This is a genomic window from Pseudonocardia adelaidensis, assembly GCF_039543345.1.
Lineage (GTDB): Bacteria > Actinomycetota > Actinomycetes > Mycobacteriales > Pseudonocardiaceae > Pseudonocardia > Pseudonocardia adelaidensis.
Genome location: NZ_BAABJO010000001.1, coordinates 267,311 through 293,363, shown reverse-complemented (window position 1 = coordinate 293,363; position 26,053 = coordinate 267,311). Strand labels below are relative to the sequence as shown.

Genomic DNA, 26,053 nt, shown 5'->3' with positions numbered 1-26,053 from the left:
ATTGGTTTCCCCCTCAGCAGAAGTAGCGGTAGAGGAGCGCGCCCGCCCGCGCGGTGATCTCGTCGGGCACCGAAGCGTCGGTGAGCAGGCGGGTCAGCTCGCCCAGCTCACGCCCGAACTCCTCCTGCTCGGGCGCCTGCAACCAGGCACCGGAGCGCAATGTGACGATGCGGCGCTCGTCGCTCGCCCACTTCCTCTTGAACCCGACGAGGCCGGGTTGGTCGAGGTCGGACAAGCCCCAGTCGACGAGCCGCATGCCGCGCTCGACGCCGCGCTGGATCCCCGTCCAGTAGACGGCGTCGTTCGGGCGTGCCCGCAGGTGTTCCGGCACCGAGGCGCCGAACTTGTAGTAGATGACGTCGTTCCACTCGAGGAACATCGCGCCCGCGATCACCTCGCCGCCGACCGTGGCGAGCAGGGTGACGCAGCGTCCACCCTCGTGGAACTCACGCCAGATGTTCTCGAAGAACTCGAGAGGCTGTGCGAGCAGCCGGTATTTGTGCTTGCGCAGCCCGACGTGCAGGCGGTGGAAGGCACGTACCGCGTCCAGGTCGTCGCGGACCTCCACGTGGACCCCGGCCCGCCCGGCCGCCGCGATGTTGCGGCGGGACGTGCCGGAGATCCGCCGGTGCAGCGCGTCGATCCCGGCGTCCAGCGGAGTGCCGTGCCAGGCCGCCGCGCCGATCGCGCGCAGCCGCGGGTCGGCGAGCGCGGCCGAGTCGTCCAGGCAGCGCAGCGTGAGCTGGTCGTCGCCGGTCTTCGCCGCGTCCAGGAGGGCGGTCCAGACCGGGGGATCGGTCACGAGCGGGTCGGCACGGTCGGAGAAGGGCAGGCTCGAGAGGCGGCGACCGCGCACGTCCTCCACGGCGACCCAGGCGAACCCGCCGATCGGTTCCCCCGCCGCGTCGAGCGCGATCCGGGCTTGCGGCGTGAAGCCGTAGGACCGGCACACCGCGCTGATCCACGGCGGCGAGGTGAACAGGCTCCCCGCCGGCCCCGCGGCGAGCCCGCCCCACCGCGGATCGGTGACGGGGTCGGCCGCGACGACGCTCACTGCGTTCATTCCCGCAGCTCGAACGGCGGGACCTCCGACACCCTGCGCACCGCCGTGGACAGCGTGGAGACGAGGTCGTCCGCCGTGATGTCGGCGGGCCCGCGGTGCAGCGCGAGGCCGCGCGCCGCCAGCTCGTCGGCGAGCTCCCGCTGGTGGTCGTCACCCGCCTCGCCGAACTCCGCCTCCCGGCTCACCATCACGGCGAACCGGCCCGCAGCCAGGTTGGCGAGCGCGGAACCGGTGCCCGCGTGGCTCACCACGATGTCCGCCTCCGCGAGCGCGCTCGTGAGCTCCGCCGCGGGCAGGAACGGGGTGGCCGTGATCGGCAGGTCGTCGACCGGTGTGCACCCCGTCTGCCACAGGACATCGACCGGCCGGCCGAGCGCCTGTTCGAGGGCGCCGTCCGCGGCGAGCAGCTTGGCCAGGGGGAGCACGAGCCGCCGGAACGGGAACTCGGCGGCGGTGCCCACCGTGACGACGACCTTGACGCGGTCGCCGGGAACCCGCTTCGCCGGCACCGCCTCGTACACGTCGAACCCGTTGCCCCCGTAGCGCCACGGTCCGCCGCTCCACTGCCGGGACTGGGTGTAGGTGCGCACCCGGGGGACCCAGCGCAGGATGCGGCCGGTGAGCGAGGGCCCACCCACCCGTGCCGCGCTCTCGATGTAGTGGCACTCCACCCCGCGTGCCGCGAGGTAGGGCAGGTACCCCAGCGCGATGCCCGACCCGGTGGACACCGCGCGCGTCGGGCGCCGGGCCCGGAACAGCCGGTGGGCGTGCAGCATGCACCGCAGCACGCCCGGCACGTCCTTCTGCCCGACGTACGGGACGTACTCCACGTCGCGGCCGGCCAGGAGCGAGGTGCTCTGCTCGTTGGCGTGGGTGACCCAGACCGCGTCGGGGTCGGGCGGGATGCGCTCCGCCAGCGCGTGCAGCTGGGTGAGGTGACCGCCCGTCGTCGCGACGAGGACCGTGGTCACCGCGACCCGCCCCCGCCCAGCAGGGAGGGCACCGTGCGCACCAGTATCTCCAGGTCGCGCGCGAGCGTGCGCTCCTCCACGTAGCGGACGTCGAGGCGCAGCATGTCGAGCGTGCCCAGGGCGCTGCGCCCGCTCACCTGCCACAGCCCGGTGAGGCCCGGTGGCACGTCGAACCGGGCCGCGTACTCGGCCGGGAACATCTCGGCCTCCCACTCCAGGCACGGCCGGGGGCCCACGAGCGTCATGTCGCCGCGCAGCACGTTGATCAGCTGCGGCAGCTCGTCGAGGCTGGTGCGGCGCAGGAAGCGGCCGACCCGGGTGATGCGGGTGTCGCCGTCGAGCTTGGAGCTGCCGTTGACGACGGTGTCCTCGCCCCGCAGCTCGCGCGCGATGAGGTCGCGCAACGCGTGGTCGTCGCCGCCCGGCCGCATCGTGCGGAACTTCAGCATCTCGAACGGGCGGCGGCGCAGCCCCACCCGCTGCTGCCGGAACAGGGCCGGACCGCGGCTCTCGATGCGGATGGCGGCGGCGATGGCGAGCATCGGGAGCGCGAGCGCCACGAGCGCCGCACCCGAGACGACCACGTCGACGAACCGGCGCACGATCGCGGCGCCGCGTGCGGACACCGGGTTGCGCAGCCGCGCCCCGATCCCGCGGACCGCGTGCCGCAGCCGCCACGCGCGCCCGCCGACCCGGGAGATCAGCCGGTACGGCGTGGACAGCTTGAACCGGAACCGCAGCAGCGAGTCGGTGCTGCGGACGAACACGCGGTCCACCGCGAAGCGGCCGTGCTCGCGCGCCACCGCGAACGCCACGTCGTAGCCCGCGGCGGCGACGGCGGCCCGGGCCGCGGGGTCGTGCGTGCCGTACGGGTAGGCGAACGCCCGGGCCCGCACCCCGGTGGTGGCCTCGAGCCGGTTGCGGGCGTCGGCGACGTGGACCCGCAGGGTGGAGTCGTCCATCCCGGCCATGCGGGTGTGGTCGGCGCCGTGGACGCCCAGCTCCATGCCGAGGTCCGGCAGCCCCTTCAGCTCCTCGGCGGGCGCGAGCCGCTCGCCGGAGTACGCGGCCGTCCACTCGGCCCTCCCGCCGACCCGGTCCGGGCAGACGAACAGCACGGACGGCACCCCGGCGGCCCGGAGGGCGGGGGCGGCGATCCGGACCGCCGACTCGTGGCCGTCGTCGATCGTGACCAGGTAGGAGCGGCGCGGGGTCGGCGCCCCGTCGAGCGCGGCCAGGTACTCGTCGAGGGTGAGCGGGTGCCAGCCGCGGCGGCGCAGGTGCGAGAGCTGCGCGGCGAACGCCTCCTCGCGGACGAACAGCTGCTCCGGGTCGGCGCCGGGGGCGTCGCCGAAGTAGTGGTACATCAACACGCGGGGCGCCCGCAGCAACGGTGTGCGGCGGGCGCGGTCAGATCGGGACATCGTGGAGGACCTCGCAGACCAGATCGACCTGCTCCGGCGTCATCCCGGGCGACAGCGGGAGCGACAGGATCCGCTCGGCGGCCGCCTCCACCACGGGGAGCGGCCCGTCGGCGTACTCGGCGAACGGAGGCTGCCGGTGGCAGGGGACCGGGTAGTGCAGCCCCCAGCCGATGCCGGCGGCATCGAGGGCGGCCGTGACCCTGGGCCGATCGGGCACCTGGACCACGGCCAGGTGGTAGACGGCCTCGGCGGCCGGGTCCTCGGCCACCGGGACGCACCACGACGGCAGCCCGCGCCGGTACTGCTCGACCACCGCGACCCGCGCGGCGTTCATCCGGTCCAGCCGGGCGAGCTTGATCCGCAGCGCCGCCGCCTGGAGCGTGTCCAGCCGGCTGTTGCGACCGGAGGCCTCGTGGACGTAGCGGTCGCTGGGCGAGCGGCCGTGGTCGGCGAGCAGGCGGATCTTGTCGATCAGCTGTGCGTCGTCGGAGACCACCGCGCCGCCGTCGCCGAGCGCACCGAGGTTCTTGCCCGGGTAGAAGCTGAACGCGGCGCCCGCACCCCAGCCGCCGGGGCGCCTGCCCAGGTACCGGGCCCCGTGGGCCTGCGCGGCGTCCTCGATCAGCGCGACGCCGTGCTGGCTCGCGAGCCGCGCCAGCGCGTCGACGTCGGCCATCTGCCCGAACAGGTGGACGGCCACGATCGCGGCCGTCTGCCGCGTGATGGCGGCGGCCACGGCGGCCGGGTCGGCGAGCAGGGTGTCGGGCCGCACGTCCACGAAACGCGGCCGCGCGCCCACCGCCCGCACCGCCTCGACGGTGGCGACGAACGTGTTCCCCGGCACGATCACCTCGTCGCCGGGCCCGATCCCCAGCCCGGCCATGATCAGCTCGAGGGCGTCGGTGCCGTTGCCGACCCCGACGCCGTGCCCCACCCCGCAGTGGGCGGCGAACTCCGCTTCGAACGCGGCGACCTCGGGGCCGCCGATGAACCGCCCGTGCGCGAGCACCTCCTTCCACGCGACGTCGAGGTCGTCGCGCAGGTCGAGGTGCACCGCGGCGAGGTCGAGGAACGGGACGGCGACCGCTCCGCTCATCGCTGGCCCCCGCTGCGCTCGGGCCGCCCAGAGTGGAACAACGCAGCGCGCAGGCCCTGTGCCGTTGATCCGCTCGCGAGCTCGCTCATGAGACGGCTCGCACGCCGGCGATGTGCGCGGGCTTCAGCACCGGGGCCGTTCGCCCGGTGACCAGTGCGGCGTCGGTGGCCGCGAGCACGCGCACGATGTCGAGGCCGCGCTCGCCCGGCGTCTCCGGGGGGGTGCCACTGCGGACCGACTCGACGAAGGCCCGGTCCTGGGTCATCAGCGGCTCGTGGAACGGCACGAACGGGGAGACGATGTCACCGGTGCGGTAGCTCACGGGCCGCTCGTGGGCGCTGTGCGGGTCGTCGATGCTCGCGGGGTCGACCCCGATGTCGTAGATCCGGATCCGCTCGTTGTCGGACATGTCGTCGTAGACGGCCATCTTCCGCTCGCCGACCACCGTGGTGCGGCGCACCTTGTTCGGGTTCAACCAGCTCACGTGCACGAACGCGCGCGTCTGCGGGAAGTCGAGCCGCAGGTACGCGACGTCCTCGCGCCACGGCGTGACGTTGCGGTCGCCCCAGACCGATGCCGCGACCGGCAGCTCGTCCAGCAGGTACGACGCGATCGAGATGTCGTGCGGGGCGAGGTCCCAGATCACGTTCACGTCGCGCTGGTACCGGCCGAGGCTCAGCCGGGCCGAGTCGATGTAGAGGACGCGGCCGAGCGCACCCGAACGGATGATCTCCCGCAGCCTACGGACGGCGGCGTTGTACTCGAACGTGTGCCCGACCATCAGCTGCACGCCGTGCACGGAGGCCGCGAGCACCATCGCCTCTGCGTCCGCGACCGACGTGGCCATCGGCTTCTCGACGAGCACGTGCTTGCCCGCGTTGATCGCCTGCAGGGCGATCTCGGCGTGGCCCGCCGGTGGCGTGGCCACCAGCACGGCGTCGATGTCGTCGATCACGTCCGCGAGGGACGTGGCCGTTCGCTCGATCGACGGGTAGTAGGCCACCGCCTCCTCGAGCCGCCCGACGTGCTCGTCCACGACCACGACGGCAACGTCCGGCATCGTGCTCAGCACGCGGACGTGCTTGCTCCCCCAGTAGCCATATCCCACAACGGCCACCCGAGTACCCACTCGCTTCGCCACCGGTCCCCCAGACCCTGCGATGCTCCCCCTGACCGACGTCGGCGCGGAGATGCGCCGCCGTCCTGGCGGTGACTCCGCATCCGCGGTTCCCGGGCGGTGTTCGCGCTCAGTGCCCCAGATGATCACGAACCCCGCCGACGGGACCCGAAATGCCGAGCCCGCCGCCTGTTCTGGCTATCTGGAGAATAGGAGGGGGTGTTACAGGGTTTTCTCAGGTCGGCGTTTGGGCGACACGGTACAACACATCTGGCCCAGCCTGCTACTGCGAACGGGTCAATAATTTGGGTGAGGCCATCCTTGCCTGGCCCGAGATCCGCCGAATGGACATACCTATTGCGGATGCCTGCCCGTCCTGGCGGCGGCGGCTCCGCGGGCGCCCTGCGGCCTGGGGCCCGCGGGCGGTCGACTATCGTCTGAGCACGTGAGCGTGTGGGAGACGATCCTCTACTTCGCGGTGCCGGCGGCGGCGTTGTACCTGGGTATCGCGTTGCTCGTGATCGCACCGCGGATGGCCCGCAGGCCCCGGTACCGCGTGGGGCAGCCGTGGCCGCACGAACCGATGTGGTGGACGGCCAACCCACAGGGTGCGCACCTGCCGGCCGGGGGCCACGCAGGCGACCAGTCCGCCGACCGCGGCCCCGCACTCGTGGGCGCCCGCGCCGGCGCCGAGCGAGGAGGTGCCCGTGGCAGCTGGTGAGACGACCCCGGGAAGCACCACCGACCACGGCGGCACCGGCACGGCCGTCGTCCACCCCGGCACCGAGGACCTGCCCGTCGGCGCGGTCGTCACCGCGTCCGGCCGGATCTCGCGCGCGGAGGAGTTCGAGGAGCCGTCGCGGGCCGACCAGCCGTTCACCCCGGTCCAGATGACGCGGCTGGACGAGGCGCTCACGCTCACCAGCCGGGAGACCGGCCTTCGCTTCAGCGTGTACCTGGGTGACCTCGGCCCCGACCCGTCGGCCCGCGTCGCCGAACTGCACGACCAGCTCGAGGGCTCCGCCGAGGCCGTGCTCGTGGCCGTGAGCCCCGGGCAGCGCTTCGTCGAGGTGCTCAGCGGTGCCGAGGCGCGCACCCGGTTGCCCGACCGCGGCGCCAAGCTGGCCGTGATGAGCATGGTGGCGTCCTTCCGGGAGGGTGACCTGCTCGGCGGCCTCCTGAGCGGCCTGCGCATGCTCGCAGACCAGGCGGGCAGCCGTCGCCGCACCCACTGAGCCCGCCCACCCGTCACCCCTGAGCGCCGTTTCCCGGCCGTTCGCCGCCGGGTACCTCACCCGTACGCGCAGCTCGACCGGTAACCGATCGGCCGTAACCTCCGAGCTTCAACCGGAGTTGGTGATGGTCGACCCAGTGGCCTTCGTCGCATACTGTGCGTCCACGGCCCTCTCGGGGGCCACGGACTGATGAAGGGCAGGGACCTACATGGGTGACGCGGCGACGGGACATTCAGCCGGCGATGGGCAGCGTCGCGGGCGGCGGGGCACTGCAGGCTCGTCCGTCCTCACGCCACCCACGGGTATGCCGGTCATCCCGGACCTCGAGAGTTCCTTCCCGGTGCAGCGGCGGGAGTCGCTGCCGGTGCCCGCCGACCCGCCCCAGCCGCCGGCACAGGACACCGTCGTCGACCCGTGCACCTGCGGCCACGGCCCGCAGGCGCACGAGCACTACCGGCCCGGCACCGACTGCGGCGCCTGCGGCCGCACCACCTGCGGCGAGTACCGCCCGGCCAACAGTGCGTGGCGGCGCTTCCTGCGCAGTGTGGGGTTCGACCGCTGAGTGGGGCAGGTATTCCCTGATCTCACCCGCGTCGATCTGGGCGAGGTCGAGTACGAGGCCGCCACCGCGGCCATGCGGGGCTGGGTGGCGGAGTGCCAGGCGGGCACGGCGGGCGACCGGCTGTTCCTGCTCTCCCACCCTCCGGTCGTCACCTACGGGTCGCGGACATCGCCCGCCGACCTCCCCCCGGCCGCGTCCGGCCTCCCCGTGGTCGAGGTCGACCGGGGCGGGCAGGCCACCTACCACGGGCCCGGCCAGATCGTCGGCTACCTCGTCGCCAACGTGCGCGAGCGCGGACCCGCCGACGTCGTCCGCTGGATGGAGCAGGGCCTCATCGCCGCGCTGGACGCGCTGGGCTTCCCCGCCGTCCGCCGCCAGACCCCGCCCGGCGGCTCCAGCCTCGTCGGCGTGTGGACGCCCGACCACCGCAAGATCGCCTCGATCGGCATGCGGATCCGCGGCGGCGTCAGCAGCCACGGCTTCTCGCTGAACGTCGACCCCGACATGACGGCCTTCGACCAGTTCGTCTCCTGTGGACTGGCCGACCCGATCACGTCCCTGCGGGTGCTCGCCGACGAGCGCGGCGAGGAGCCCCCGAAGGAGCCCGAGGTCCGCGACGCCCTCGCCCACGCCCTCGGCGCCCGCTGAGTCCGGCCGACGGGGCCCGCACACCAATCGCGGTGCTCACACACCAACTGCAGTTCGTGTGTGAGCACCGGAGTCGGGGTGCGAGCGCCTCTCCGTCGCGACGGTCGGTCAGGACCGGTCGAACTCCCTCGCCCCCAGCGCGCGGACGATCCCGGCGCGGCCCTCCGAGACCAGGCGGCGCAGCGCCGGAGGGTGGGACTCGTCGTCCAGCCACGCGTCGGCGGCCTCCACCGTGGACTTGTCCACCGCCCACGACGGGAACAGGCCCACCACCACCTGCTGGGCCCGCTCGCTCGTGCGCCGCGACCACACCTCGGCGACCTGGGCGAAGTAGCGCTCGACGTACCCGCCGAGGAGCCCGCGCTGTGCCGGGTGGGCGAAGCCGCTGATGATGGCCTCCTGCACGGCGTTGGGGATCTCGTCGTCGTGCACGGCGCGGTTCCAGGCGCGCTCCTTGGCCTCGGCCGTGGGGATCAGCGCGCGGGCGCGCTCGGCCTGGCGCTGCCCCGTGGAGGTGGGGTCGCGCTGCAGCTCGGCGTCGATCTCGGCCTCGCGCGCGTGGCCGTGTGCCACGAGCGCGTGCAGGAGGCGCCAGCGCAGGTCGGTGTCGACGGTGAGCCCGTCCGGCACGTCTACGCCGTCCAGCCACCCGCGCATGCCCTCCAGCACCGGCTGGTAGAGCACGCTGCCGGTGAGCGCGTTGACCACGGCCAGCTGCGCGTCCGAGCCGGCGGGTGCCGTGGAGAGCCGGAACAGCAGGGAGTCGACCAGGAGCGGCCAGCCGCGCTCCGCGGCCCACTGCTCGTCGGCGTAGGACGCGACCGCGGTCTGGGCCTGCATCAGCAGCCGCTGCACGACGCCCACCTCGGACTCCGCCCCGAAGCCGCCGGCCACGAGCGCCACGAAGTCGCGGGCCTTCAGCTCGGCCTCGCGGGTCATCTCCCAGGCGGCCGACCAGCACAGCGTGCGGGGAAGCGGCTCGGCGATGTCGCCGATGCGGTCGACCAGCGTGGCGAGCGATCCGGGGTCGAGGCGCAGGGCGCAGTAGGTGAGGTCGTCGTCGTTGACCAGCACCAGCTTCCCGCGCGGCACCCCGACGAGCTCCGGAACCTCCGTGCGCTCGCCGGAGACGTCGACCTCCACGCGGTGGGTGCGCACCAGCTTGCCGTCCCGGTCGTCGTAGACGCCGACGGCGAGCCGGTGGGTGCGCAGCTCGCCCGCCCCCGGCCGCGCGCCCCCCTGCACCACGGCGAACCGGGTGAAGCGGCCGTCACCGTCCACCTCGAACGACGGGCGGAGCAGGTTGAGCCCGGTGGTGCGCAGCCACTGCGCGCCCCAGCCGGACAGGTCGCGGCCCGACGACTCCTCGAGCGCAGCCAGCAGGTCGTCGAACGTGGCGTTGCCCCAGGCGTGGCGCTGGAAGTAGGTGCGCAGCCCCGCCAGGAACGGCTCCAGCCCGACGTACGCCACGAGCTGCTTGAGCACCGATGCGCCCTTGGCGTAGGTGATGCCGTCGAAGTTGACCTCGACGGCCTGCAGGTCGGGGATGTCGGCGGCCACCGGGTGCGTGGAGGGCAGCTGGTCCTGCCGGTAGGCCCAGGACTTCTCCACGTTGGCGAACGTCGTCCAGGCCTCCGTGTACTCGGTGGCCTCGGCCTGGCAGAGCACCGACGCGAAGGTGGCGAACGACTCGTTCAGCCACAGGTCGTCCCACCAGCGCATGGTGACGAGGTCGCCGAACCACATGTGCGCCATCTCGTGCAGCACGGTCTCGGCCCGGCGCTCGTAGAGGAAACGGGTGACGCGGGAGCGGAAGACGTAGTCCTCCAGGAACGTCACCGCGCCCGCGTTCTCCATGGCGCCCGCGTTGAACTCGGGCACGAAGAGCTGGTCGTACTTGCCGAACGGGTACCGCACGCCGAAGTTGCGGTGGTAGAAGTCGAAGCCCTGCTTGGTCTCGGTGAACAGCCGCTCGGCGTCCATGTGCTCGGCGAGCGAGGCGCGGCAGTAGATACCGAGAGGGATTTCCCCCTGATCGTCTCTGTGCTCGTCGCGCCACTCCGCGTACGGGCCCGCGATCAGCGCCACCAGGTAGGTGGACATCACCTCGGTCGTCGCGAACCGGTGCACGCCGTCCCCGACGCTCTCCGCAACCGCGTTCGAGACGACCTTCCAGTCCTCGGGCGCGGTGACCGTGAGGGTGTACCTGGCCTTCAGGTCGGGCTGGTCGAAACAGGCGAACATCCGCTTCGCGTCGGCCGTCTCGAACTGCGAGTACAGGTAGACCGCGCCGTCCACCGGGTCGACGAACCGGTGCAGCCCCTCGCCGGTGTTCATGTACCGGCCGGTGGCAACGACCCGCACCTCGTTGTCGGCGGCCAGCCCGGGCAGCGCGATCCCGTCCTCCTCGCGGTAGCCGGCCACGTCGAGCGGCTCGCCGTTCAGCGTGGCCTCGGCGACCTCGGTGCCCACGAAGTCGATCCAGCTCGCGGCGCCGGGCTCGGCGCAACGGAAGCGGACGGTCGTGGTGGTGGCGAACGTCGCGTCACCCGGGTTTCCGGCTCCGTCGGTGAGGTCGAGCTCGACGGCGTAGTCGACGACCTCCAGCAGCGCGGCCCGGCGCTCGGCGTCGGTGCGGGTCAGGTTGGGAGGGGCCATACGGACTCGGCACTCCTGGGTCGGTGGGACGCTCGGACTGGCTGCCGATCCAACCACGTGAGTCCGCGCGGCGCCGTCGAGATCGGGCGGGCCGCGCGGAATGCGGGTACCCCCCGGTGAGTTGGTGCCGGGGAAGAGCGAGCACCTGACCCCGAGGAGCAGCCGTGACGAGCGCACCCGCCGAGCCCGCCCGCGTCGACTTCTGGTTCGACCCGCTCTGCCCGTGGGCGTGGATCACCTCGCGTTGGATGCTCGAGGTGCGCGAGGTACGCAACGTCGAGATCGACTGGCACGTGATGAGCCTCGCGGTGCTGAACGAGGGCCGGGACCTGCCCGAGGACTACCGGGCGCTCATGGACCGCGCCTGGGGCCCGGTCCGGGTCGCGATCGCCGCCGCGCGCTCCGAGGGCGACGACGTCCTCGAGCCCCTCTACACCGCCCTCGGCACCCGCATCCACAACCAGGGCAACAAGGACTTCGACGTCGTCATCAAGGAGGCCCTCGCCGAGCTGGGCCTGCCCGCCACCCTCGCCGACGCCGCCACGAGCACCGAGTACGACGAGGAGCTCAAGGCGAGCCACCACAGCGGGATGGACCCCGTGGGCCTGGACGTCGGCACCCCGACCATCCACGTCGACGGCGTGGCGTTCTTCGGACCGGTGCTCTCCCGCATCCCGCGTGGTGAGGACGCGGGCCGCGTGTTCGACGGGGCGCGCCTGCTGGCGTCCTACCCCCACTTCTTCGAGCTCAAGCGCACGCGCACGGAGGACCCGGCGTTCGAGTAGGCGGTCACCGGCAGAAGTCGGGCCTGCAGCGAGCGCCGCAGACCGCATTGCGGCAAAGCCACTTCCACGCCGTCAGGTGGCATGAAAGTGGATTTACCGCAACGAGGGTCAGTATCGCGAGATCAACGCGTCGCGCAGGACGCCCGTCTCCAGCTCCATCTCGCGCACGCGGTGCTTGACCAGGTCGCCGATGCTGACCATGCCGACGAGGCGGCCGTTGTCGATGACGGGGAGGTGGCGGTAGCGCCCCGCGGTCATGCGTGCCATCGCGTGGGCGACCGTCTCGTCCGGGTGGGTCGTCTGGACGTAGTGGGTCATGACCTCGCTCACGGGCATCGTGAGGAGCGAGGCGCCGTGCTGGCGCAGGGCGCGGACGATGTCGCGTTCGGACACGATGCCCGCGATGGCGCTCTTCTCGTCGCACACGAGCACAGCCCCGATCCCGAGCCTGCCGAGCCGGTCGACGACCTCGGTCACCGTGAGCCACGGCAGCACGGAGTGAACGGTGGAGCCCTTGGTCTCGAGGATGTCGGCGATCTTCATCTTCTCCCCTTCGCTGCCGGCCGCGGTGAGCTCGCGGAGCGCCCGACTGTGCTGCGCGATGTGACCATCGTGCTCCTGCCGGGCCTCTCGTGCCGCCACGCGAGAGCGTCGTCACCGGAAAGTCGCACCGTCTGTCACCGATGCCTGATCTCGTGCGCCGAACGGTAGGGACGGCCGGGAATCGGCTGCTCAGCAGGCAATTGCACGGGTGGCGCCGCATGCGTCGCGACCGACCCCGCCGCCGTGCGTCGCGTCCGCGCCGATCGACGGACCGCGTGCCGCGCGCACTGCCACGTCGGGCGCAGCGGCGCTGCTGTGGGTATCGCTCGGGCCGCGCGGTGACCCGTTTCGGAGCACGTGTGGTAACCCGTTCGCGGATGGGCACCGCCTTGAGCATGCTCTCGGCGCACCTGGATACCCTTGCGGGCGATGACCCCCCCATCCGATGACACCCCGGTCCGCGTCGGCGGTCGTTACCGGCTCGACGAGCGCATCGGCGCTGGTGCCATGGGGGCCGTCTGGCGCGCCACGGACGAGCTGCTCAACCGCACGGTGGCGGTGAAGGAGCTGCTCGCGGCCGCCGCGCCGCCCACCGCCGCAGGCAACGACGCCCTCGAGGTGTCGCGCCAACGCATCCTGCGGGAGGGGCGGATCGGGGCCCGGCTGCAGCACGCCCACGTCATCAGCATGTTCGACGTCGTGGTGCACGAGGACCGGCCCTGGCTGGTGATGGAGTACCTCCCCTCGCGGTCGCTTGCGCAGCTGCTCGGGGAGAAGGGGCCGCTGCCGCAGGAGCAGGTCGGCGACATCGGGCGCCAGGTCGCCGACGGCCTCGCCGCCGCGCACCTCGCAGGCGTCACCCACCGCGACGTCAAGCCGGGCAACGTGCTGATCGCCGACGACGGGCGCGTCAAGCTCACCGACTTCGGGGTGTCCCGCGCGGTCGACGACGTGCAGCTCACCCGCACGGGACTGATCGCCGGCACGCCCGCGTTCCTGTCGCCGGAGGTGGCGCGCGGGCTCAACCCCACGGCCGCGTCCGACGTGTTCGCGCTCGGCGCCACGCTGTACGCCGCCGTCGAGGGCACCCCGCCGTTCGGGCTCGACGACAACGCCTACGCCCTCCTGCACAAGGTCGCCACCGAGCAGGTGCGCCCGCCGAAGCAGCAGGGCCTGGTCGTCGACGTGATCATGCGGCTGCTGAGCCGGGAGCCGGGGGACCGGCCCACGGCGTCCCAGGCCCGCGACGCGCTCGCCGCGGTGGCCACCGGCGGCGACTCCGGGCTGGCGCCGCTCGCCGCCACGGTGCCGGCGACAAAGCCCGCGACCGCGCCGCCCGCCCGGTCGGGGCCGCCCACCCTGTCCGACGTGCCGCCGCCCGCCCCGCCGCGCCGCCGCAGCCGGCGGATGCCGCTGCTGTTCGGTGTGCTCGCCATCCTCGCGGTGGGCGCGGGCGTCACCGTCGCGATCCTCACCAGCGGCGCGAACGCCGACCCCGGCGGCACCCCCGCCGCCCAGCCGGCCGCCACCAGCGCCCCCGCCGCACCGACCACCGGCGCGCAGGCGACCACGGCGCCCCCGGCCACCACGACGCCGCCCACCACGGCGCCCACCACGGCGCCGCCCACCACGACGCCGACCTCGGCCCCCGTCCCCGCGTCGGACGCCGTCGCGTTCGTCCAGAACTACTACGGTCTGCTGCCCGGCGACACCGCCACCGCGTGGCGGCTGCTCGGGCCGGAGGCGCAGAGCCGGTCCGGCGGGCAGAGCGGCTACGACCGCTTCTGGGCCGGGATGGCGTCGGTGAGCCTGCAGAACGTCCGCCAGACCGGCGACGGCACGGTCGAGGGCACCGTGGTGTTCACCCGCCGCGACGGCGGCACGTCGAGCGAGCCGTACCGGTTCGTGGTGGGCACCGGACCCGACGGGCAGCCCGTCATCCAGTCGTTCAGCAAGCTGTAGGAGCCCGGGGGTCGCGCAGTAGGTCGGGGCCCTTCAGCGCGCTCCAAGACGGTTGGGTTCCCATGGGCAAGACCGTGGGTCCTTCTCCCGGAGATCATTCGGCCACCATTTCGCCTTGGTCGGCGATCCGGTGCGCGTGCGGCACCTCCGAGGACACCACGTGCATGGCGGCCCCGGGTATCACCGTCGTGCGCCCCGACCGCCGCGACGACGCCCCGGTCGAGCGCTCCCCGATTCGCCCTCGACCACTGAGAACCCAGGAATCAACCATCCAGGCGTCAGGCGGTCTGCTCGGAGAGCCCCCGCAGGTGCGCGGTGACCCAGCGCACGACCTCCCGGACGAACACCACGCGGTTGTCGGTGCCGCGCACCTCGTGGCCCTCGTCGTCGAAGAGCAGGAAGCCCGGGCTCGCTCCGCGCTCGCGCAGGGCGTCCACCACCTGCTGCGCCTCCGCGAGCGGCACGTTCGTGTCGTGCGCGCCGTGCACCACGAGCAGCGGTGCCGTGATGTGGTCGACGCGGTGCAGCGGGGAGAGCTCGTACAGCAGGGCGGCGTCCGCGTGCGGGTCGCCGTACTTGGTGGCGGCCGCGCTGGCGATCCACGGTTCGGTGCGCGCGTAGAACGTGGCGAAGTCGGAGATGCCGCAGATGTCGACGCCGACCGTGAACAGTTCGGGGAACCAGGCCAGCGCCGCGAGGGTGAGGTAACCGCCGTAGGAGCGGCCGGAGACCCCCACGTGGTCCGGGTCGGCCAGACCGGCCGCGACCAGGAACTGGACGGACGCACGCACGTCGTTGATCGCCGCGAACCGGCGGGCGCCGTCGTCGGCGGTGGTGAACGTGCGCCCGTAGCCGCCGGAGCCCCGCACGTTCGGGGCGAAGACGGCCACGCCCTCGGCGACCAGCGCCTGGAACAGCGGCTGGAACGTGGGCCGTTCCTGCGCCTCCGGGCCGCCGTGCAGCCAGATCAGCGTGGGCACCTGGCCGAGGGCGCCGCTCGGCCGGAAGAGCCAGCCCGACAGGCGCAGCCCGTCCTCGCCGCGGAACTCGTGCAGCGTGGGCTCCACGAACGAGGCGCCGAACTGCTTGGCGGGGCGCAGCAGCGGGGTGGCGACGCCGTGGACGTCGAGCCCGATCCGCGAGAGCCGCGGTGAGACCGCGGGGCCCTCGTTCGCGACGAGCAGGGCGGTGCCGTCGAGGGTGAACGCGGCGTTCGTGACGACGTCGCCGGGCACCGGGACGACCGGCTCGAGCAGCCCGGAGCGCAGGTCGAGCAGCTCCACCTCGCTGCGCCCGTCGACGTTCCACGAGAGCGCGGCCCGCACGCCCGCGGGGTCGAGTGACACCAGGTCGAGGTCGTCGTCCGGGCGCTCGGCGATGGGGTAGACGGTGGACACCCCGCTGGACCCGCTCAGCGTGACGGCGAGCAGCGCGGGGCGCTCGCGCCCCGCGTCGGTGTGCACGTACAGCTGGCGCCCTGCCACGCCGAACCGGGCGTCGGCCACATTGGCGCCGCCGGGCAGGAGCTCGGTGCGCCGACCGCTGCGCAGGTCGACCAGCTCGAGGCGGCGGGCCCCACGGGGGCCGAGCCGCACGACCGCCCGCCTGCCGTCGCCGCTCACCGCGCACACGTGCGCCGCCGGGCCGGACGCGAGCACGGTGGAGGTGCCGTCGCGCAGGTCGACGAGGCAGGCCTGCCCGTCGCCGGACCCCTCCGCGAAGATCGTGATGCCGAGCTGGCGGCCGGTGGGGGACCACACCCCGAGCGTGGTGGCCGCGGCGCCGGGCGCGAGGTCGCGCACCTCGCCCCCGTCCGGCGAGACGACCTGCACGCGCGTGCGCTCGCCGCCGTGCGGGGCCACCTGGCACGCGATCCAGAGCCCGTCGGGCGACCAGCACATCGTCTCGACGTCGCCGTCGGCGGGCAGCGGCCGGTCCGGCTCGACCACCGTCCTGCCTGCGGGCGGGAGCGGGGCGACCCAGGCGCGCGGCCGGCCGTCGCGGTCGGAGATCCAGGCGAGCAGGGCACCGTCCGGCGACGGGGCCGGATGGAAGAAGCGGGGGGCGAACAGCCCGGGGGCGTCCGTGCCGCCGCCGAGACGGGCGAGACGTCGCTCGGTGAACCCCACGTGCTCCATCTCTCACAGCCCCCTTTCCTGCAGCCACATCTCCAAGAGCGCCACCTGCCACAACGCGTTGGAGCCCAGGTTCGTTCTCTTCGTGTTCGGGTCGGCCAGCATGGTGTCCAGCCAGTCCCGGCGGACCAGGCCCCGGGCCTTCGCGACGGGGTCCGTGACGGCGTCGCGCACCCGGTCCAGGAACGGCCCTTCGAGGTGCCTGATCGCCGGAACGGGAAAGTACCCCTTGGGCCGGTCGATGACGGCGTCCGGGACCACTCCGCGCGCCGCGTCCTTCAGCACGCCCTTGCCGCCGTGGGCGAGCTTCAGCGAAGGCGGGCAGGCTGCCACCAGCTCCACCAGCTCGTGGTCGAGGAACGGGACCCGCGCCTCGAGCCCCCACGCCATGGTCATGTTGTCGACCCGCTTCACCGGGTCGTCCACCAGCATGACGGTCGAGTCGAGCCGCAGGGCGGCGTCGAGCGTCTCGTCGGCGCCCGGCGCGGCGAAGTGCTCGGCGACGAACGCGCGGCTGGGGTCGTGGTCGAGCAGCCACTCGGGTTCGAGGATCTCGGCGAGCTCGGCGTGCGGGCGGTCGGTGAAGACCTCCGCGTACGCCTCGGGCCCGCGCTCGCGCGGCACGGAGGCGAGCGGCGGGTACCAGTCGTAGCCGGCGAGGACCTCGTCGGCGCCCTGGCCGGACTGCACCACGGTGACCGACCTCGACACGTCCTCGGCGAGCAGGTGGAACGCCACGCAGTCGTGGCTCACCATCGGCTCGGCCATCGCCCCGATCGCGGCGTCGACCGCGGGCAGCATCCGCGCGGGGTCGACCAGGATCTTGTGGTGGTCGGTGGCGAAGTCGCGCGCGATCAGGTCGGAGAACTCGAACTCGTCGCCCGCCTCGCCCGCGGAGGCGTGGAAGCCCACGCTGAACGTCTCGAGCCCGGTTTGGCCCTCCCCGGCCAGCAGCGCCACCACCAGCGAGGAGTCCAGCCCTCCGGACAGGAGCACGCCCACCGGGACGTCCGCGACCATCCGCCGCCGCACCGCGAGCCGCAGCGCCTCCAGCACGGCGTCGGCCCAGTCCCGCGCGCCCATGCCGGCGTGCTCCGGGCGGCGGACGTGCTCGGGCCGCCAGTACACGCGCTCGGCGCTGCTGCCGTCCGGCCGGATCGTGCGGACGGTGGCGGGCGGCAGCTTGCGCACCCCGGCGAGGATGGTGCGCGGCGCGGGGACGACGGAGTGGAACGTCAGGTAGTGGTGCAGCGCGACCGGGTCGATCGAGGTGTCGATGCCGCCGCAGGCGAGCAGCGCGGGCAGTGCGGAGGCGAACCGCAGCCGGTCGGGGGACTCGCTGACGTAGAGCGGCTTGATGCCCAGCCGGTCACGGCCCAGCGTCAGCGTTCCGGTGTCGCGCTCGACGACCCCGAACGCGAACATCCCGAGGAACCGCTCCACGCACGCCGCGCCCCACCGGTGGAACGCCTTGAGCAACACCTCGGTGTCGGACGTCGAGAAGAACCGGTAGCCGGCGGCCTCGAGCTCGGCGCGCAGCTCCCGGTAGTTGTAGATCAGCCCGTTGAACGTGGCGGCGAGCCCCAGCTCCGGGTCGACCATCGGCTGTGCGCCGCGCTCGGACAGGTCCAGGATCTTCAGCCTCCGGTGCCCGAGCGCGACGGCGCCCGCCGCATACACCCCCGAGCCGTCCGGGCCGCGGCGGTGCATCTCGGCGGTGATCCGTGCGACCGCCGCGACGTCCGGCTCGACGCCGTCGAACCGGATCTCGCCGGCGATCCCGCACATGGGCTGCCTCCCGATCGTCCTGCGTCGAGTGGACGACGCGGTGGGGCCCCGGCGCAAGCCGCGACGTGTTTCCAGTTCGTGTCGGGCCCGCATGGTGTGATCGGCCCCGTGACGGATCCGACGATCGGCGTGACCTTCCGCCCGCAGTCGCCGCCCGAGGAGTTGCGCGAGGTCGCGCGGTCGGCCGAGGCGGCGGGCATCGCCCAGCTGTGGCTGTGGGAGGACTGCTTCTGCGAGGGCGGCCTCAGCGCGGCGACGGCGGCGCTGGCCTGCACGGAGCGGCTGCACGTCGCCGTCGGGCTGCTGCCGGTGCCGCTGCGCAACCCGGCGCTCGCCGCGATGGAGATCGCCACCGTCGCCCGCATGTTCCCCGGACGGTTCCACCCCGGGCTCGGCCACGGCGTGCTGGAGTGGATGGAGCAGGTCGGGGCGCGGGTCCCGTCACCGATGACGCTGCTGCGCGAGTACACCACCGCGGTCCGGGACCTCCTGCACGGCCGCACCGTCGACGTCGAGGGCCGCTACGTGCGCCTGCGTGACGTCGCGCTGGACTGGCCCCCCGCGTCCCCGCCGCCGCTGCTCGTGGGTGGCCGTGGGCCCAAGACGGTGGGCCTGGCCGGTGAGGTGGCCGACGGCGTCATCCTCGACTCGGTGCTCAGCCTCGACCAGGTCCGGGAAGGGGTGGCCATCGCGGCCGCGGCGAGCAGGGCCGCAGGCCGCGCCGACGAGCCGTTCGACACGGTCGTCTTCGTCGAGGTCGACGCGGCAGCGCCGGACGTGGCCGCGCGGATCGACGAGTCGGTCGCCACCCTCGCCGGGATCGGCGCCGGCACCGTCGTGTTCCAGCCGACGGGGGAGGCGCCCGACCCGCTGCCGCTCATCGCGGCCTGCGCGAAGCGGGGGTAGCCCCGCGAGATCCACTCGGGCTGGGTAGAAAGGAGCTGCTGCGCACCGTCCCCGTGATCCGGAGCAGGAGTTGATGGAGGAGAGTCCCGGCAATGCCGGCGGCCACGCCGTGCGGCCGCCGTCGCGCCGCCGCCCGTTCTCCTCGCTGCTCGCGGTGCTCGCCACGGTCGCCTTCCTGCTGCCCGCGCTGTGGGCAGGCACCGCGGCGGCGTCCGAGGTGCGGAGCGCGTCGAACGGGGAGCGGCTGGAGCCGCCCGCCGCCTCGGCGTACTGCTCGGCGCCCGGGGTCGTGTGCATCACCGGGGACCAGACGTCCCGGATCACGGTCACCACGGGAAACCAGATCATCGACGGGCAGGGGCACAGCGCCCCCGGCATCACGGTGAACGCGGACAACGTCACCGTCCAGAACTTCACCTTCACCAACTGCGCCGGCAACTGCGTGTGGACCGAGGGCGCGAACAACGCCGTGCAGGACAACACGATCTCGCAGGTCTACTACGCAGGCGACGACATCGACGGGCTGCGCTTCTTCGGTGACGGCGCGAAGATCCTGCGCAACCGGTTCTTCGACATCCTCAAGGGCGCCCAGGAGGACGCCCACCTCGACTGCATGCAGACCTACGCGACCCCGCGCACCGGCGGGGGCAGCGCGGGCGCCGTGATCGCCGACAACCACTGCGAGGACCCGAACTTCCACCAGTGCCTGATGGTGGAGGGCCCGCGCAGCAGCGACGGCGGTGGGGGCGGCGGCGGGGTCACCAGGGATTGGGTGATCGAGCGCAACTACTTCCGGTGCTATGCCAACCAGACGATCGCGCTGCGGGACGCGCACGACTTCGTCATCCAGAACAACACCTTCGCGGGCGCGGGCCGCAAGGCCGTCCAGCAGACCGACGGCAGCTCGGGGATCACCATCCGCGACAACGTCCTCGGCTCGGGCTACGGGCGGGTCACCGGCGACTGACGCTCTCTCCCGAACCCCGGGCCGTCAGCCCCCGCTCCGCGTCTCGAGGACCTACGCGCTCTTCACCAGTCCGCCGTCGATCAGGTGGTCGGCGCCCGTGATGCTGCCCGCGCGCGGCGAGCAGAGCTGCACGATCAGGTCAGCGACCTCACCGGCCTCGATGAGCCGCCCCGTCAGCATCCCCGCCTGCGCCGGCAGGGCTGCCAGCAGCTGGTCGTGCGGTACGCCGAGCCTGGCGGCGAGCTGGCCGCCGTAGGACACCGGGTGCTCCCAGAGCGCCGTGCGCACCGGCCCCGGGGACACGGTGTTGACGCGCACGCCCTGCGGTCCGAACTCCTCGGCCAGCGCCTTGCCGAGAGCGGTCAGCGCGGCCTTCGCCGTCGTGGAGGGGACCGGCCCGCCCGGACACCGCGCCACCCCTGGTCGCGCTCTACCGGGCCACCGCGAACGTGCTCCGGGTGAACATCTCCTGGGGCTTCGCGATGGACAGCGCCCTCGCCAAGGGCGAGGAGGTGGAGGAGATCCAGTGCCGGATGCTCGACACGTGCGACCGGCTGTTCCGGCGCCTGAGGGACACCGGGGCGCTGCGCTCCGACGTCGACCCGGTCTGGGCCCGCCGGGTGTACTACGCCCTGATCCACGAGGCCTGCCAGGACGTCGTCGCCGAGTCCGCCCCCGACATCGACACGCTCGCCACCCAGCTGATCGACACCCTGCTCCGCGGGGTCGGCACCCCGGCCGCTCCACTCTGACGTCGACGCGCTCCGCTCTCGACCGATGGAGGTCAGCGCAGCACCCACGTGTCCTTCGCCCCACCCCCGCGGGACGAGTTGACGATCATGGTCCCGGCCGGCGCCACGCGGCTCAGGGCGGCCGGGGCGACGTCCACGGCGGTCCGGTCGCCCAGCCGCGACTGGAGCACGAAGGCCCGCAGGTCGACGGCCCGCGGTTCCAGCTGGTCGCCGGCGAGGGTCGGGTGGGTGGACAGGTGCACGACGTCCTGCGCCACCCAGCCCGCCGGGTCGGCCCGCACCGCCTTCTCGAGCTCGGCGAGCTCGGCCCGGCCGGCGTCCGGGCCGATCACGATGCCCTGCCCGCCGTAGCCGTCCACGGGCTTGAGCACCAGCTCGTGGAGCCGGTCGAGCACCTCCTCGCGCCGGTCCGGGTCGACGCAGGGGTAGGTCGGGACGTTGTCGAGCAGCGCGTCCTCGCCCAGGTAGTACCGGATCATCTGCGGCACGTAGGCGTAGACGAGCTTGTCGTCGGCGAGGCCGTTGCCCAGCGCGTTGAGCACGGCCACGGTGCCGCGGGCCACCGCGTTCGACAGGGCCCGGCCGATCGGGCGCATGTCCGCGCCGGTCGCCGTGAGGAGCTCGCGCTCGTCGAGGCGGCGGTAGAGCGCCGACAGCCTGCGCCGGGCCCCGATGCTCACCAGGTGGACGCCGTCCTCGGTGACCTGCAGGTCGCGCGGGGTCACCAACGGAACCCCCATCCGGTCGGCGAGGAGGCGGTGCTCGAAGTAGGCGGAGTCGGACGGGCCCGCCGACAGCACCGCGACCTCGTCGTGCCCCGGCGCGTCGGGTTCGGTGGCCGACAGCAGGGCCGAGCGCAGCATGCCGGGCACGCCCTCGACCCCGACGACCCCGGCGGGCGGCTCGAGGTCGGGCATCGCGCTGCGGATCAGGCGCCTGCTGATCAGCGCGTACCCGATCCCGGACGGCACCCGCAGGTTGTCCTCCAGCACGAACCAGTGGTCGGCGCGGTCGCGGACGAGGTCGATGCCGGCCACCGCGATCCGCACGGCGTCGGCGGGCACCAGCCTGCCCTGCCGGCTCCGGCCCGGTGCGCCGTCCACGACCCCGGCCGGCACCACCCCGTCCGCGACGATCTTGCGGTCGCCGTACGCGTCGCGCAGGAACGCCTCCAGGGCGCGCACGCGCTGCGCGAGCCCGGCCGAGAGGTTCTCCCAGTCCTCGGAGGTGATGAGCCGCGGGACGAGGTCGAGCGGGAAGAGCCGGTCGGTGTCGCCCTCGCCCACCCGGAAGGTGACGCCCCGCGCCTGCTGCTCCGTGCGCAGCGCCGCCCGGGCGGCCCGCATGCCGCGCGGGCCCAGCCGGTCGAGGGTGCGGAACATCCACCCGTAGTGCGGCAGCACGGTGCCGCCCGCGCTCACCGCCTCGTCGTAGGCCGCGCGCCCGTCCTCGTGGTAGCCGACGAGCAGCCCGGGGGTGCTGGGCACGGTGGATGGTGGCTCGGTGCGCAGCGTGCGGCCCTGGGTGCCCGCGATCAGCACGTCCACGACGTCGGCGAGCTCGCCCCGGCGGCCGAACACCCGGCGCTGCCGGGCCGCCGCGCTGCCGCGGGAGATCGTGGCCTGGGAGAGCTCGAGCACCTGCTCCCAGTCGCCGAGCTCCTCCAGCTGCGGGCGCAGCTGGTCGACGAGCTGACCGATCAGCAGCGCGGGCGCGACGAGCGACGGCCCGACGAGGTCGACCAGGTCGCCCTCCAGCCCGGAGCGGGCCGCCCGCCAGGACGCCGCCCGCAGCAGCTCGTGCCGCACGTCCATCGGCGGCAGCTCGGCCGCGATGTCCGCGCGCGCCTTGCCGACCAGCGCGCGGAAGAGCCCGGCGATCAGCACGACGTCCTCGACGTCCGGGCAGGCGTCGCACACGCGGAGCTCGACGGTGGGCAGGTGGGCGCTGGGCCGGATGTCGAAGTAGACCATCCCCGGGTCGCTGATCGTGCCGGACGCGATCAGGTCGGCGACCAGTGCGTCGTAGTCCGCCGCCGTCTCGACGTGGGCGGGCGGACCCGCGGTGGGCCAGCGCGACCACACCATGGACCGGAAGCTGGCGTAGCCGGAGTCCCGGCCGTTCCAGTACGGCGAGCTGGCCGATACCGCCAACAGGAGCGGCAGGTACGGCGCGACCCGGCGCACGACCTGCACCGCGAGATCGCGGTCGGGCACGTCCACGTGCACCTGCGCACCGCAGATGTGCTGCTCGCGCACCAGGATCTGGTACTCGTGCTGCATCTTCTCGTAGCGGGCTCCTGCCGAGACGGCATCGCCGCCCGTCTCGGCGAGGGGCACGGTGCCGGCGGCGACCACCCCCAGCCCGAGCGGTTCGGCGACGGCGTCGAGGCGCCCCCGCAGCCGCGTGATGTGGGAGCGCAGCTCGTCGAGCGTGCCGCACGGCGGCGTGTTCGTCTCCACCAGCGAGCGTTGCAGCTCGGGCGCGAACTCCGTGCCGTCGAGCTGGGCGAGCAGCGCGTCGACCTGCGGCGCGGCCCGGCGGGACCCCAGGTCGACGACGTGGAACTCCTCTTCGACGCCGAGCAGCGGGAGGTCGCCCATGGAGCGAACCGTGCCACACCGATGTTGCAGGCGTGTACCGCCGCTCGACCTCGCCGAGGGCGTCTTCCCGCCGCGGACGCGGCGTCGCTAGCCGAACTGGCCCGGCCGGTAGTCCCCGGCCGGCTGGCGCACGATGACGTTCGCGCGGTTGAAGGCGTTCATGACCGCGATGAGCGACACCAGCGCGGCGAGCTGGTCCTCGTCGTAGTGCGCGGCGGCGTTCTCCCATGCGTCGTCCGTGACCCCACCGGATGCGTCGGCGATCCGGGTGCCCTGCTCGGTCAGCTCCAGGGCGGCGCGTTCGGCCTCGGTGAAGACCGTGGCTTCCCGCCAGGTGGCGACCAGGTTGATGCGGGTGGCGGTCTCCCCGGCCTCCGCGGCGTCCTTGGTGTGCATGTCGGTGCAGAACCCGCAGCCGTTGATCTGGCTGGTGCGCAGGGCCACCAGCTGTTGCGTGGCGGCGGGCAGCGTCGAGGCCTCGACCGCCCTGGATGCGGCGACGATGTGCTTCACAGCCTTGGCCGAGACGGGGTTCGTGGCGAGATCCAGGCGAGCGTCCATACCTCCACGACGCGGTAGCCCGGCGGGATGTGAGGTCGCCCGCCCTGGTGCGACCCGCGTCCGCGCCGGCTCAGGTGTACGCCGCGTCGAAGAACGCCAGCTCGAGGTCGACGGCGCGGACGAACAGCTCCCGGACGCGGTCCCGGCGAGACGGCTCGAGGTCGGCGCACACGCGGTCGAACTCCGCGCGCAGGAACTCCACCCACGCCGCGAACGCCCGCCCGCTGTGCAGGGCGATCCACTCGGCCTGCAGCGGCTCGTCCGGCACGGCCTCCTCGGGCCGCGTGGCCCATTCCAGGTACAGCCACTCGGCGACGAGGAGCACCGCCAGGCACGAGGGGTAGTCGCCGCTGCGGCGGGCGTCGTCCATCAGCTCGACGAAGCCGCGGGTCGGTTCCCGCAGCTCGGGATCGGTGCGGTCGGCCAGCGGGACGTCGAGGGTGTCCAGCGCACGGGCGAAGAAGTCGTTCTCGGGGCCGGCGATGATGCCGAGCTGGCGGGCGTGCACCACGCGGGCGTCCGCGCGGTCGGCCGACGCCACGGCCGCGCCCATCAGCGCGAGGAAGGCGTCGACGAACTGGTGGTCCTGCACGAGGTAGGTCGTCAGCACCTCGCCGTCGACCCCGCCGCGCCAGATCTCTTCGACGAACCGGTGCCCGACAGCGGCGTCCCACGTGGCCGCGGTCAGCTCCCGCAGCTGCGCTGAGAAGGTCACTCCCGCGACCCTAGCGGCGACGAACGCAGCGGCCACGGGACGCGCGGGTAGGGGGAGCGGCGGGCCGCCTCGGCGGCGGACAGGGTGCCGCCTGCGACCGCGGCGTGCAGGGCCGCCACCTCGGCCAGCTCCGCTCGCTGGCCGGCCACGAAGGCGGGGTCGACCGGCTCGCCGTGGCCGGGCACGACGGTGCGGGGCCGCAGCGCGAGCAGCGCGTCCAGGGTGGCGGGCCACTCCGGCACGACGGCGTCCTCCAGGTCGGGTGGGGCGCCCTGCTCGACCAGATCACCCGCGAACACGACGCCGGCGTCGGGCACCGCGACGACGAGGTCGTGGTCGGTGTGGCCGCGGCCGAGGTGCAGGAGCTCGACGGTCCGGCCGCCGAGGTCCAGCGTGGCGGGAGCGTCGGCGTCGGGCAGCGGGGGCTCGGTGGCGGAAAGCGCCTCGGCGGTACCGGGGTCACCGCGGTCGCGGTAGTACGCGGCCCACCGGTTCCGCTGGTCGGCAGAGGTGGCGGCGAGCACCGCCCGGCAGCGGGGCAGCGCGTACACGGGGGCGGGGGCGAAGGCGGCCGTGCCGAAGCAGTGGTCGAAGTGCGCGTGGGTGATCGCGACGGCCTGCGGCAGCGGGGTGACCGCCCGCACGGCGGCGGCGAGCTCCGCGCCCTGGCGGGCGTCGCCGCGGGTGTCGACGACGAGGGCCCGCTCCGGGCCGAGCACCAGCCCCACGGTGAGGTCCAGCTCGGTGTACCGGCGGGTGAGGACGCCGTCGCCGACCTCCAGCCACCGCCCGTCCATCACGCGGCCCGCAGGAAGCCGGCGCGCAGGCGCGGGACGGCGGCGCTGGCGTCCAGTGCGGCGGCGAGCTCGACGTCGGCCGCGAAGCCCTCGGCGTGCAGCTCCCGTCCGGAGCAGGTGGCCGCGAGCACGTCGCGGAGCCCCCGGTTGCGTGCCGCCGCGAACTGCGCGGCGGCGAGCTCGGCCTCCGGGGAACGCCCGGGCAGTGCGGCGGCGATGGCGCCTGCGCCCAGCGCGTCCTCGGCGGCGACCCGCATCGTGTCGTCCGGCCAGCGCTCACCGGCCGGAACGATGCCGATCGGACCGCCGACCGCCCGCGCCGCCGCCGCCACGGCGGACGCGTTGCGCAGGCACCCGGCCAGCAGCACCGCCCCGGTGGCGGCGACGGCCGCGCAGAGGGTGGCGCCGTTGGGAGAGGGCAGGGCGAGGCGGGTACCCGCGGACAGCCCGGTGAGCGACGCGGGCGAGAGCGACGGGCCCGGCCCGCGCCGCGGACCCGCGCGGACGACGCCCGGCGGAACGGGGCGGTCGCGTTCCACGGAACGCAACGGGAGCACCGCCGCCCCGCGGCCCACGGCGACGTCCACGGCCGTGGAGAACGACAGCACGTCGACCACGATCACCACCGAGCAGCCGGCCGCCAGCAGCGCCGCGCCCTCCCGGCCCCACTCCAGGCGTACCTCGTGGTCGAGCTGGCGGTGTTCCGGGCGAGGGAGCGCGGCGGGCACTCCCCGAACCTACGGGCGATCGATCTCCGGGCGGAGT

The 26,053-nt window shown here is 73.7% G+C and carries 24 protein-coding genes; 9 read left to right on the top strand and 15 right to left on the bottom strand.

Annotated features, from left to right (window positions below; genetic code table 11):
* Positions 1–13: 13 nt before the first annotated feature.
* The 5 genes from ABEA81_RS01395 to ABEA81_RS01375 all read right to left on the bottom strand — a co-directional run bounded on the left by ABEA81_RS01395 (position 14) and on the right by ABEA81_RS01375 (position 5,671).
* Positions 14–1,063, bottom strand: coding sequence for a GNAT family N-acetyltransferase (locus ABEA81_RS01395; RefSeq protein ID WP_345602656.1), 1,050 nt, complete (start codon positions 1,061–1,063; stop codon positions 14–16).
* On the bottom strand, positions 1,060–2,034 hold the full coding sequence (locus ABEA81_RS01390) for a glycosyltransferase (RefSeq protein ID WP_345602655.1): 975 nt from the start codon (positions 2,032–2,034) through the stop codon (positions 1,060–1,062). Before ABEA81_RS01390 ends, ABEA81_RS01395 begins: the two co-directional genes overlap by 4 nt.
* A complete protein-coding gene (locus tag ABEA81_RS01385; RefSeq protein ID WP_345602653.1) occupies positions 2,031–3,458 on the bottom strand; it encodes a sugar transferase in 1,428 nt (475 codons plus the stop codon). Before ABEA81_RS01385 ends, ABEA81_RS01390 begins: the two co-directional genes overlap by 4 nt.
* On the bottom strand, positions 3,445–4,554 hold the full coding sequence (locus tag ABEA81_RS01380) for a DegT/DnrJ/EryC1/StrS family aminotransferase (RefSeq protein WP_345602652.1): 1,110 nt from the start codon (positions 4,552–4,554) through the stop codon (positions 3,445–3,447). The genes ABEA81_RS01385 and ABEA81_RS01380 overlap by 14 nt, the downstream gene beginning before the upstream one ends.
* A gap of 85 nt (positions 4,555–4,639) precedes the next feature.
* Positions 4,640–5,671, bottom strand: a complete 1,032-nt coding sequence (locus tag ABEA81_RS01375; protein WP_345602651.1) for a Gfo/Idh/MocA family protein — start codon at positions 5,669–5,671, stop codon at positions 4,640–4,642.
* A gap of 445 nt (positions 5,672–6,116) precedes the next feature.
* Between ABEA81_RS01375 and ctaJ the strand changes: the two genes are divergently transcribed.
* The 4 genes from ctaJ (at position 6,117) to lipB (ending at position 8,116) form a co-directional block, all read left to right on the top strand.
* A complete protein-coding gene (gene ctaJ / locus ABEA81_RS01370; RefSeq protein ID WP_345602650.1) occupies positions 6,117–6,392 on the top strand; it encodes an aa3-type cytochrome oxidase subunit CtaJ in 276 nt (91 codons plus the stop codon).
* The gene (locus ABEA81_RS01365; protein ID WP_425570411.1) at positions 6,379–6,906 is read left to right on the top strand and encodes a DUF5130 family protein; all 528 of its coding nucleotides are present in this window, start codon (positions 6,379–6,381) and stop codon (positions 6,904–6,906) included. The genes ctaJ and ABEA81_RS01365 overlap by 14 nt, the downstream gene beginning before the upstream one ends.
* Positions 6,907–7,210: 304 nt before the next feature.
* Positions 7,211–7,468, top strand: a complete 258-nt coding sequence (locus ABEA81_RS01360) for a hypothetical protein (protein ID WP_345602649.1) — start codon at positions 7,211–7,213, stop codon at positions 7,466–7,468.
* Positions 7,469–8,116, top strand: a complete 648-nt coding sequence (lipB, locus tag ABEA81_RS01355; RefSeq protein WP_345602647.1) for a lipoyl(octanoyl) transferase LipB — start codon at positions 7,469–7,471, stop codon at positions 8,114–8,116.
* A 108-nt stretch (positions 8,117–8,224) separates the two neighbouring features.
* Here the strand turns inward: lipB and pepN are convergent, their stop codons facing one another.
* Positions 8,225–10,774, bottom strand: a complete 2,550-nt coding sequence (gene pepN / locus ABEA81_RS01350) for an aminopeptidase N (RefSeq protein WP_345602646.1) — start codon at positions 10,772–10,774, stop codon at positions 8,225–8,227.
* 164 nt (positions 10,775–10,938) lie between these two features.
* Between pepN and ABEA81_RS01345 the strand changes: the two genes are divergently transcribed.
* Positions 10,939–11,559, top strand: coding sequence for a mycothiol-dependent nitroreductase Rv2466c family protein (locus tag ABEA81_RS01345; protein ID WP_345602645.1), 621 nt, complete (start codon positions 10,939–10,941; stop codon positions 11,557–11,559).
* Positions 11,560–11,667: 108 nt separating this feature from the next.
* On the opposite strand, the gene ABEA81_RS01340 is transcribed toward ABEA81_RS01345, so the two are convergent.
* On the bottom strand, positions 11,668–12,201 hold the full coding sequence (locus ABEA81_RS01340) for a CBS domain-containing protein (RefSeq protein WP_345602644.1): 534 nt from the start codon (positions 12,199–12,201) through the stop codon (positions 11,668–11,670).
* 330 nt (positions 12,202–12,531) lie between these two features.
* Between ABEA81_RS01340 and ABEA81_RS01335 the strand changes: the two genes are divergently transcribed.
* On the top strand, positions 12,532–14,064 hold the full coding sequence (locus ABEA81_RS01335; RefSeq protein ID WP_345602642.1) for a serine/threonine-protein kinase: 1,533 nt from the start codon (positions 12,532–12,534) through the stop codon (positions 14,062–14,064).
* Positions 14,065–14,342: 278 nt separating this feature from the next.
* Here ABEA81_RS01335 and ABEA81_RS01330 read toward each other — a convergent pair whose 3' ends face one another.
* Positions 14,343–16,202: a S9 family peptidase gene (locus ABEA81_RS01330; protein ID WP_345602641.1), complete on the bottom strand. Its 1,860-nt coding sequence runs from the start codon at positions 16,200–16,202 to the stop codon at positions 14,343–14,345.
* A 3-nt stretch (positions 16,203–16,205) separates the two neighbouring features.
* Positions 16,206–17,987, bottom strand: a complete 1,782-nt coding sequence (locus ABEA81_RS01325) for an N-acetylglutaminylglutamine amidotransferase (protein ID WP_345602640.1) — start codon at positions 17,985–17,987, stop codon at positions 16,206–16,208.
* Between the two features lie 108 nt (positions 17,988–18,095).
* Here ABEA81_RS01325 and ABEA81_RS01320 point away from each other — a divergent pair, with 108 nt between their 5' ends.
* Together ABEA81_RS01320 and ABEA81_RS01315 are read left to right on the top strand one after the other, a co-directional pair.
* On the top strand, positions 18,096–18,893 hold the full coding sequence (locus ABEA81_RS01320) for an LLM class flavin-dependent oxidoreductase (protein WP_345602639.1): 798 nt from the start codon (positions 18,096–18,098) through the stop codon (positions 18,891–18,893).
* 73 nt (positions 18,894–18,966) lie between these two features.
* Positions 18,967–19,860, top strand: a complete 894-nt coding sequence (locus ABEA81_RS01315; protein ID WP_345602637.1) for a right-handed parallel beta-helix repeat-containing protein — start codon at positions 18,967–18,969, stop codon at positions 19,858–19,860.
* Positions 19,861–19,911: 51 nt separating this feature from the next.
* Here the strand turns inward: ABEA81_RS01315 and ABEA81_RS01310 are convergent, their stop codons facing one another.
* Positions 19,912–20,277 (bottom strand): SDR family oxidoreductase, encoded by a 366-nt coding sequence (locus ABEA81_RS01310; protein ID WP_345602636.1) that lies wholly within the window; start codon positions 20,275–20,277, stop codon positions 19,912–19,914.
* A 41-nt stretch (positions 20,278–20,318) separates the two neighbouring features.
* On the opposite strand from ABEA81_RS01310, the gene ABEA81_RS01305 reads away from it, so the two are divergent.
* Entirely contained in the window at positions 20,319–20,612 is a 294-nt protein-coding gene (locus ABEA81_RS01305) for a hypothetical protein (protein ID WP_345602635.1), read from the top strand.
* Between the two features lie 32 nt (positions 20,613–20,644).
* On the opposite strand, the gene ABEA81_RS01300 is transcribed toward ABEA81_RS01305, so the two are convergent.
* The 5 genes from ABEA81_RS01300 to ABEA81_RS01280 form a co-directional block, all read right to left on the bottom strand.
* Complete coding sequence (locus ABEA81_RS01300) at positions 20,645–23,215, bottom strand: carboxylate--amine ligase/circularly permuted type 2 ATP-grasp protein (RefSeq protein WP_345602634.1); 2,571 nt, start codon at positions 23,213–23,215, stop codon at positions 20,645–20,647.
* Between the two features lie 87 nt (positions 23,216–23,302).
* Positions 23,303–23,776 (bottom strand): carboxymuconolactone decarboxylase family protein, encoded by a 474-nt coding sequence (locus ABEA81_RS01295; RefSeq protein ID WP_345602633.1) that lies wholly within the window; start codon positions 23,774–23,776, stop codon positions 23,303–23,305.
* Between the two features lie 70 nt (positions 23,777–23,846).
* On the bottom strand, positions 23,847–24,491 hold the full coding sequence (locus ABEA81_RS01290; protein ID WP_345602632.1) for a TenA family protein: 645 nt from the start codon (positions 24,489–24,491) through the stop codon (positions 23,847–23,849).
* Positions 24,488–25,288, bottom strand: coding sequence for an MBL fold metallo-hydrolase (locus ABEA81_RS01285; RefSeq protein WP_345602630.1), 801 nt, complete (start codon positions 25,286–25,288; stop codon positions 24,488–24,490). Before ABEA81_RS01285 ends, ABEA81_RS01290 begins: the two co-directional genes overlap by 4 nt.
* A complete protein-coding gene (locus ABEA81_RS01280; RefSeq protein WP_345602628.1) occupies positions 25,288–26,016 on the bottom strand; it encodes a 2-phosphosulfolactate phosphatase in 729 nt (242 codons plus the stop codon). The genes ABEA81_RS01285 and ABEA81_RS01280 overlap by 1 nt, the downstream gene beginning before the upstream one ends.
* Between the last annotated feature and the right edge of the window lie 37 nt (positions 26,017–26,053).

Coding starts and splice junctions, on each gene's coding strand:
- ABEA81_RS01385 (WP_345602653.1), bottom strand. CDS start 3,458: ATGTCCCGATCTGACCGCGCCCGCCGCACACCGTTGCTGCGGGCGCCC.
- ABEA81_RS01325 (WP_345602640.1), bottom strand. CDS start 17,987: ATGTGCGGGATCGCCGGCGAGATCCGGTTCGACGGCGTCGAGCCGGAC.
- ABEA81_RS01315 (WP_345602637.1), top strand. CDS start 18,967: ATGGAGGAGAGTCCCGGCAATGCCGGCGGCCACGCCGTGCGGCCGCCG.
- ABEA81_RS01295 (WP_345602633.1), bottom strand. CDS start 23,776: ATGGACGCTCGCCTGGATCTCGCCACGAACCCCGTCTCGGCCAAGGCT.
- ABEA81_RS01335 (WP_345602642.1), top strand. CDS start 12,532: ATGACCCCCCCATCCGATGACACCCCGGTCCGCGTCGGCGGTCGTTAC.
- ABEA81_RS01360 (WP_345602649.1), top strand. CDS start 7,211: ATGCCGGTCATCCCGGACCTCGAGAGTTCCTTCCCGGTGCAGCGGCGG.
- ABEA81_RS01285 (WP_345602630.1), bottom strand. CDS start 25,288: ATGGACGGGCGGTGGCTGGAGGTCGGCGACGGCGTCCTCACCCGCCGG.
- ABEA81_RS01395 (WP_345602656.1), bottom strand. CDS start 1,063: ATGAACGCAGTGAGCGTCGTCGCGGCCGACCCCGTCACCGATCCGCGG.
- ABEA81_RS01330 (WP_345602641.1), bottom strand. CDS start 16,202: ATGGAGCACGTGGGGTTCACCGAGCGACGTCTCGCCCGTCTCGGCGGC.
- ABEA81_RS01300 (WP_345602634.1), bottom strand. CDS start 23,215: ATGGGCGACCTCCCGCTGCTCGGCGTCGAAGAGGAGTTCCACGTCGTC.
- ABEA81_RS01380 (WP_345602652.1), bottom strand. CDS start 4,554: ATGAGCGGAGCGGTCGCCGTCCCGTTCCTCGACCTCGCCGCGGTGCAC.
- pepN (WP_345602646.1), bottom strand. CDS start 10,774: ATGGCCCCTCCCAACCTGACCCGCACCGACGCCGAGCGCCGGGCCGCG.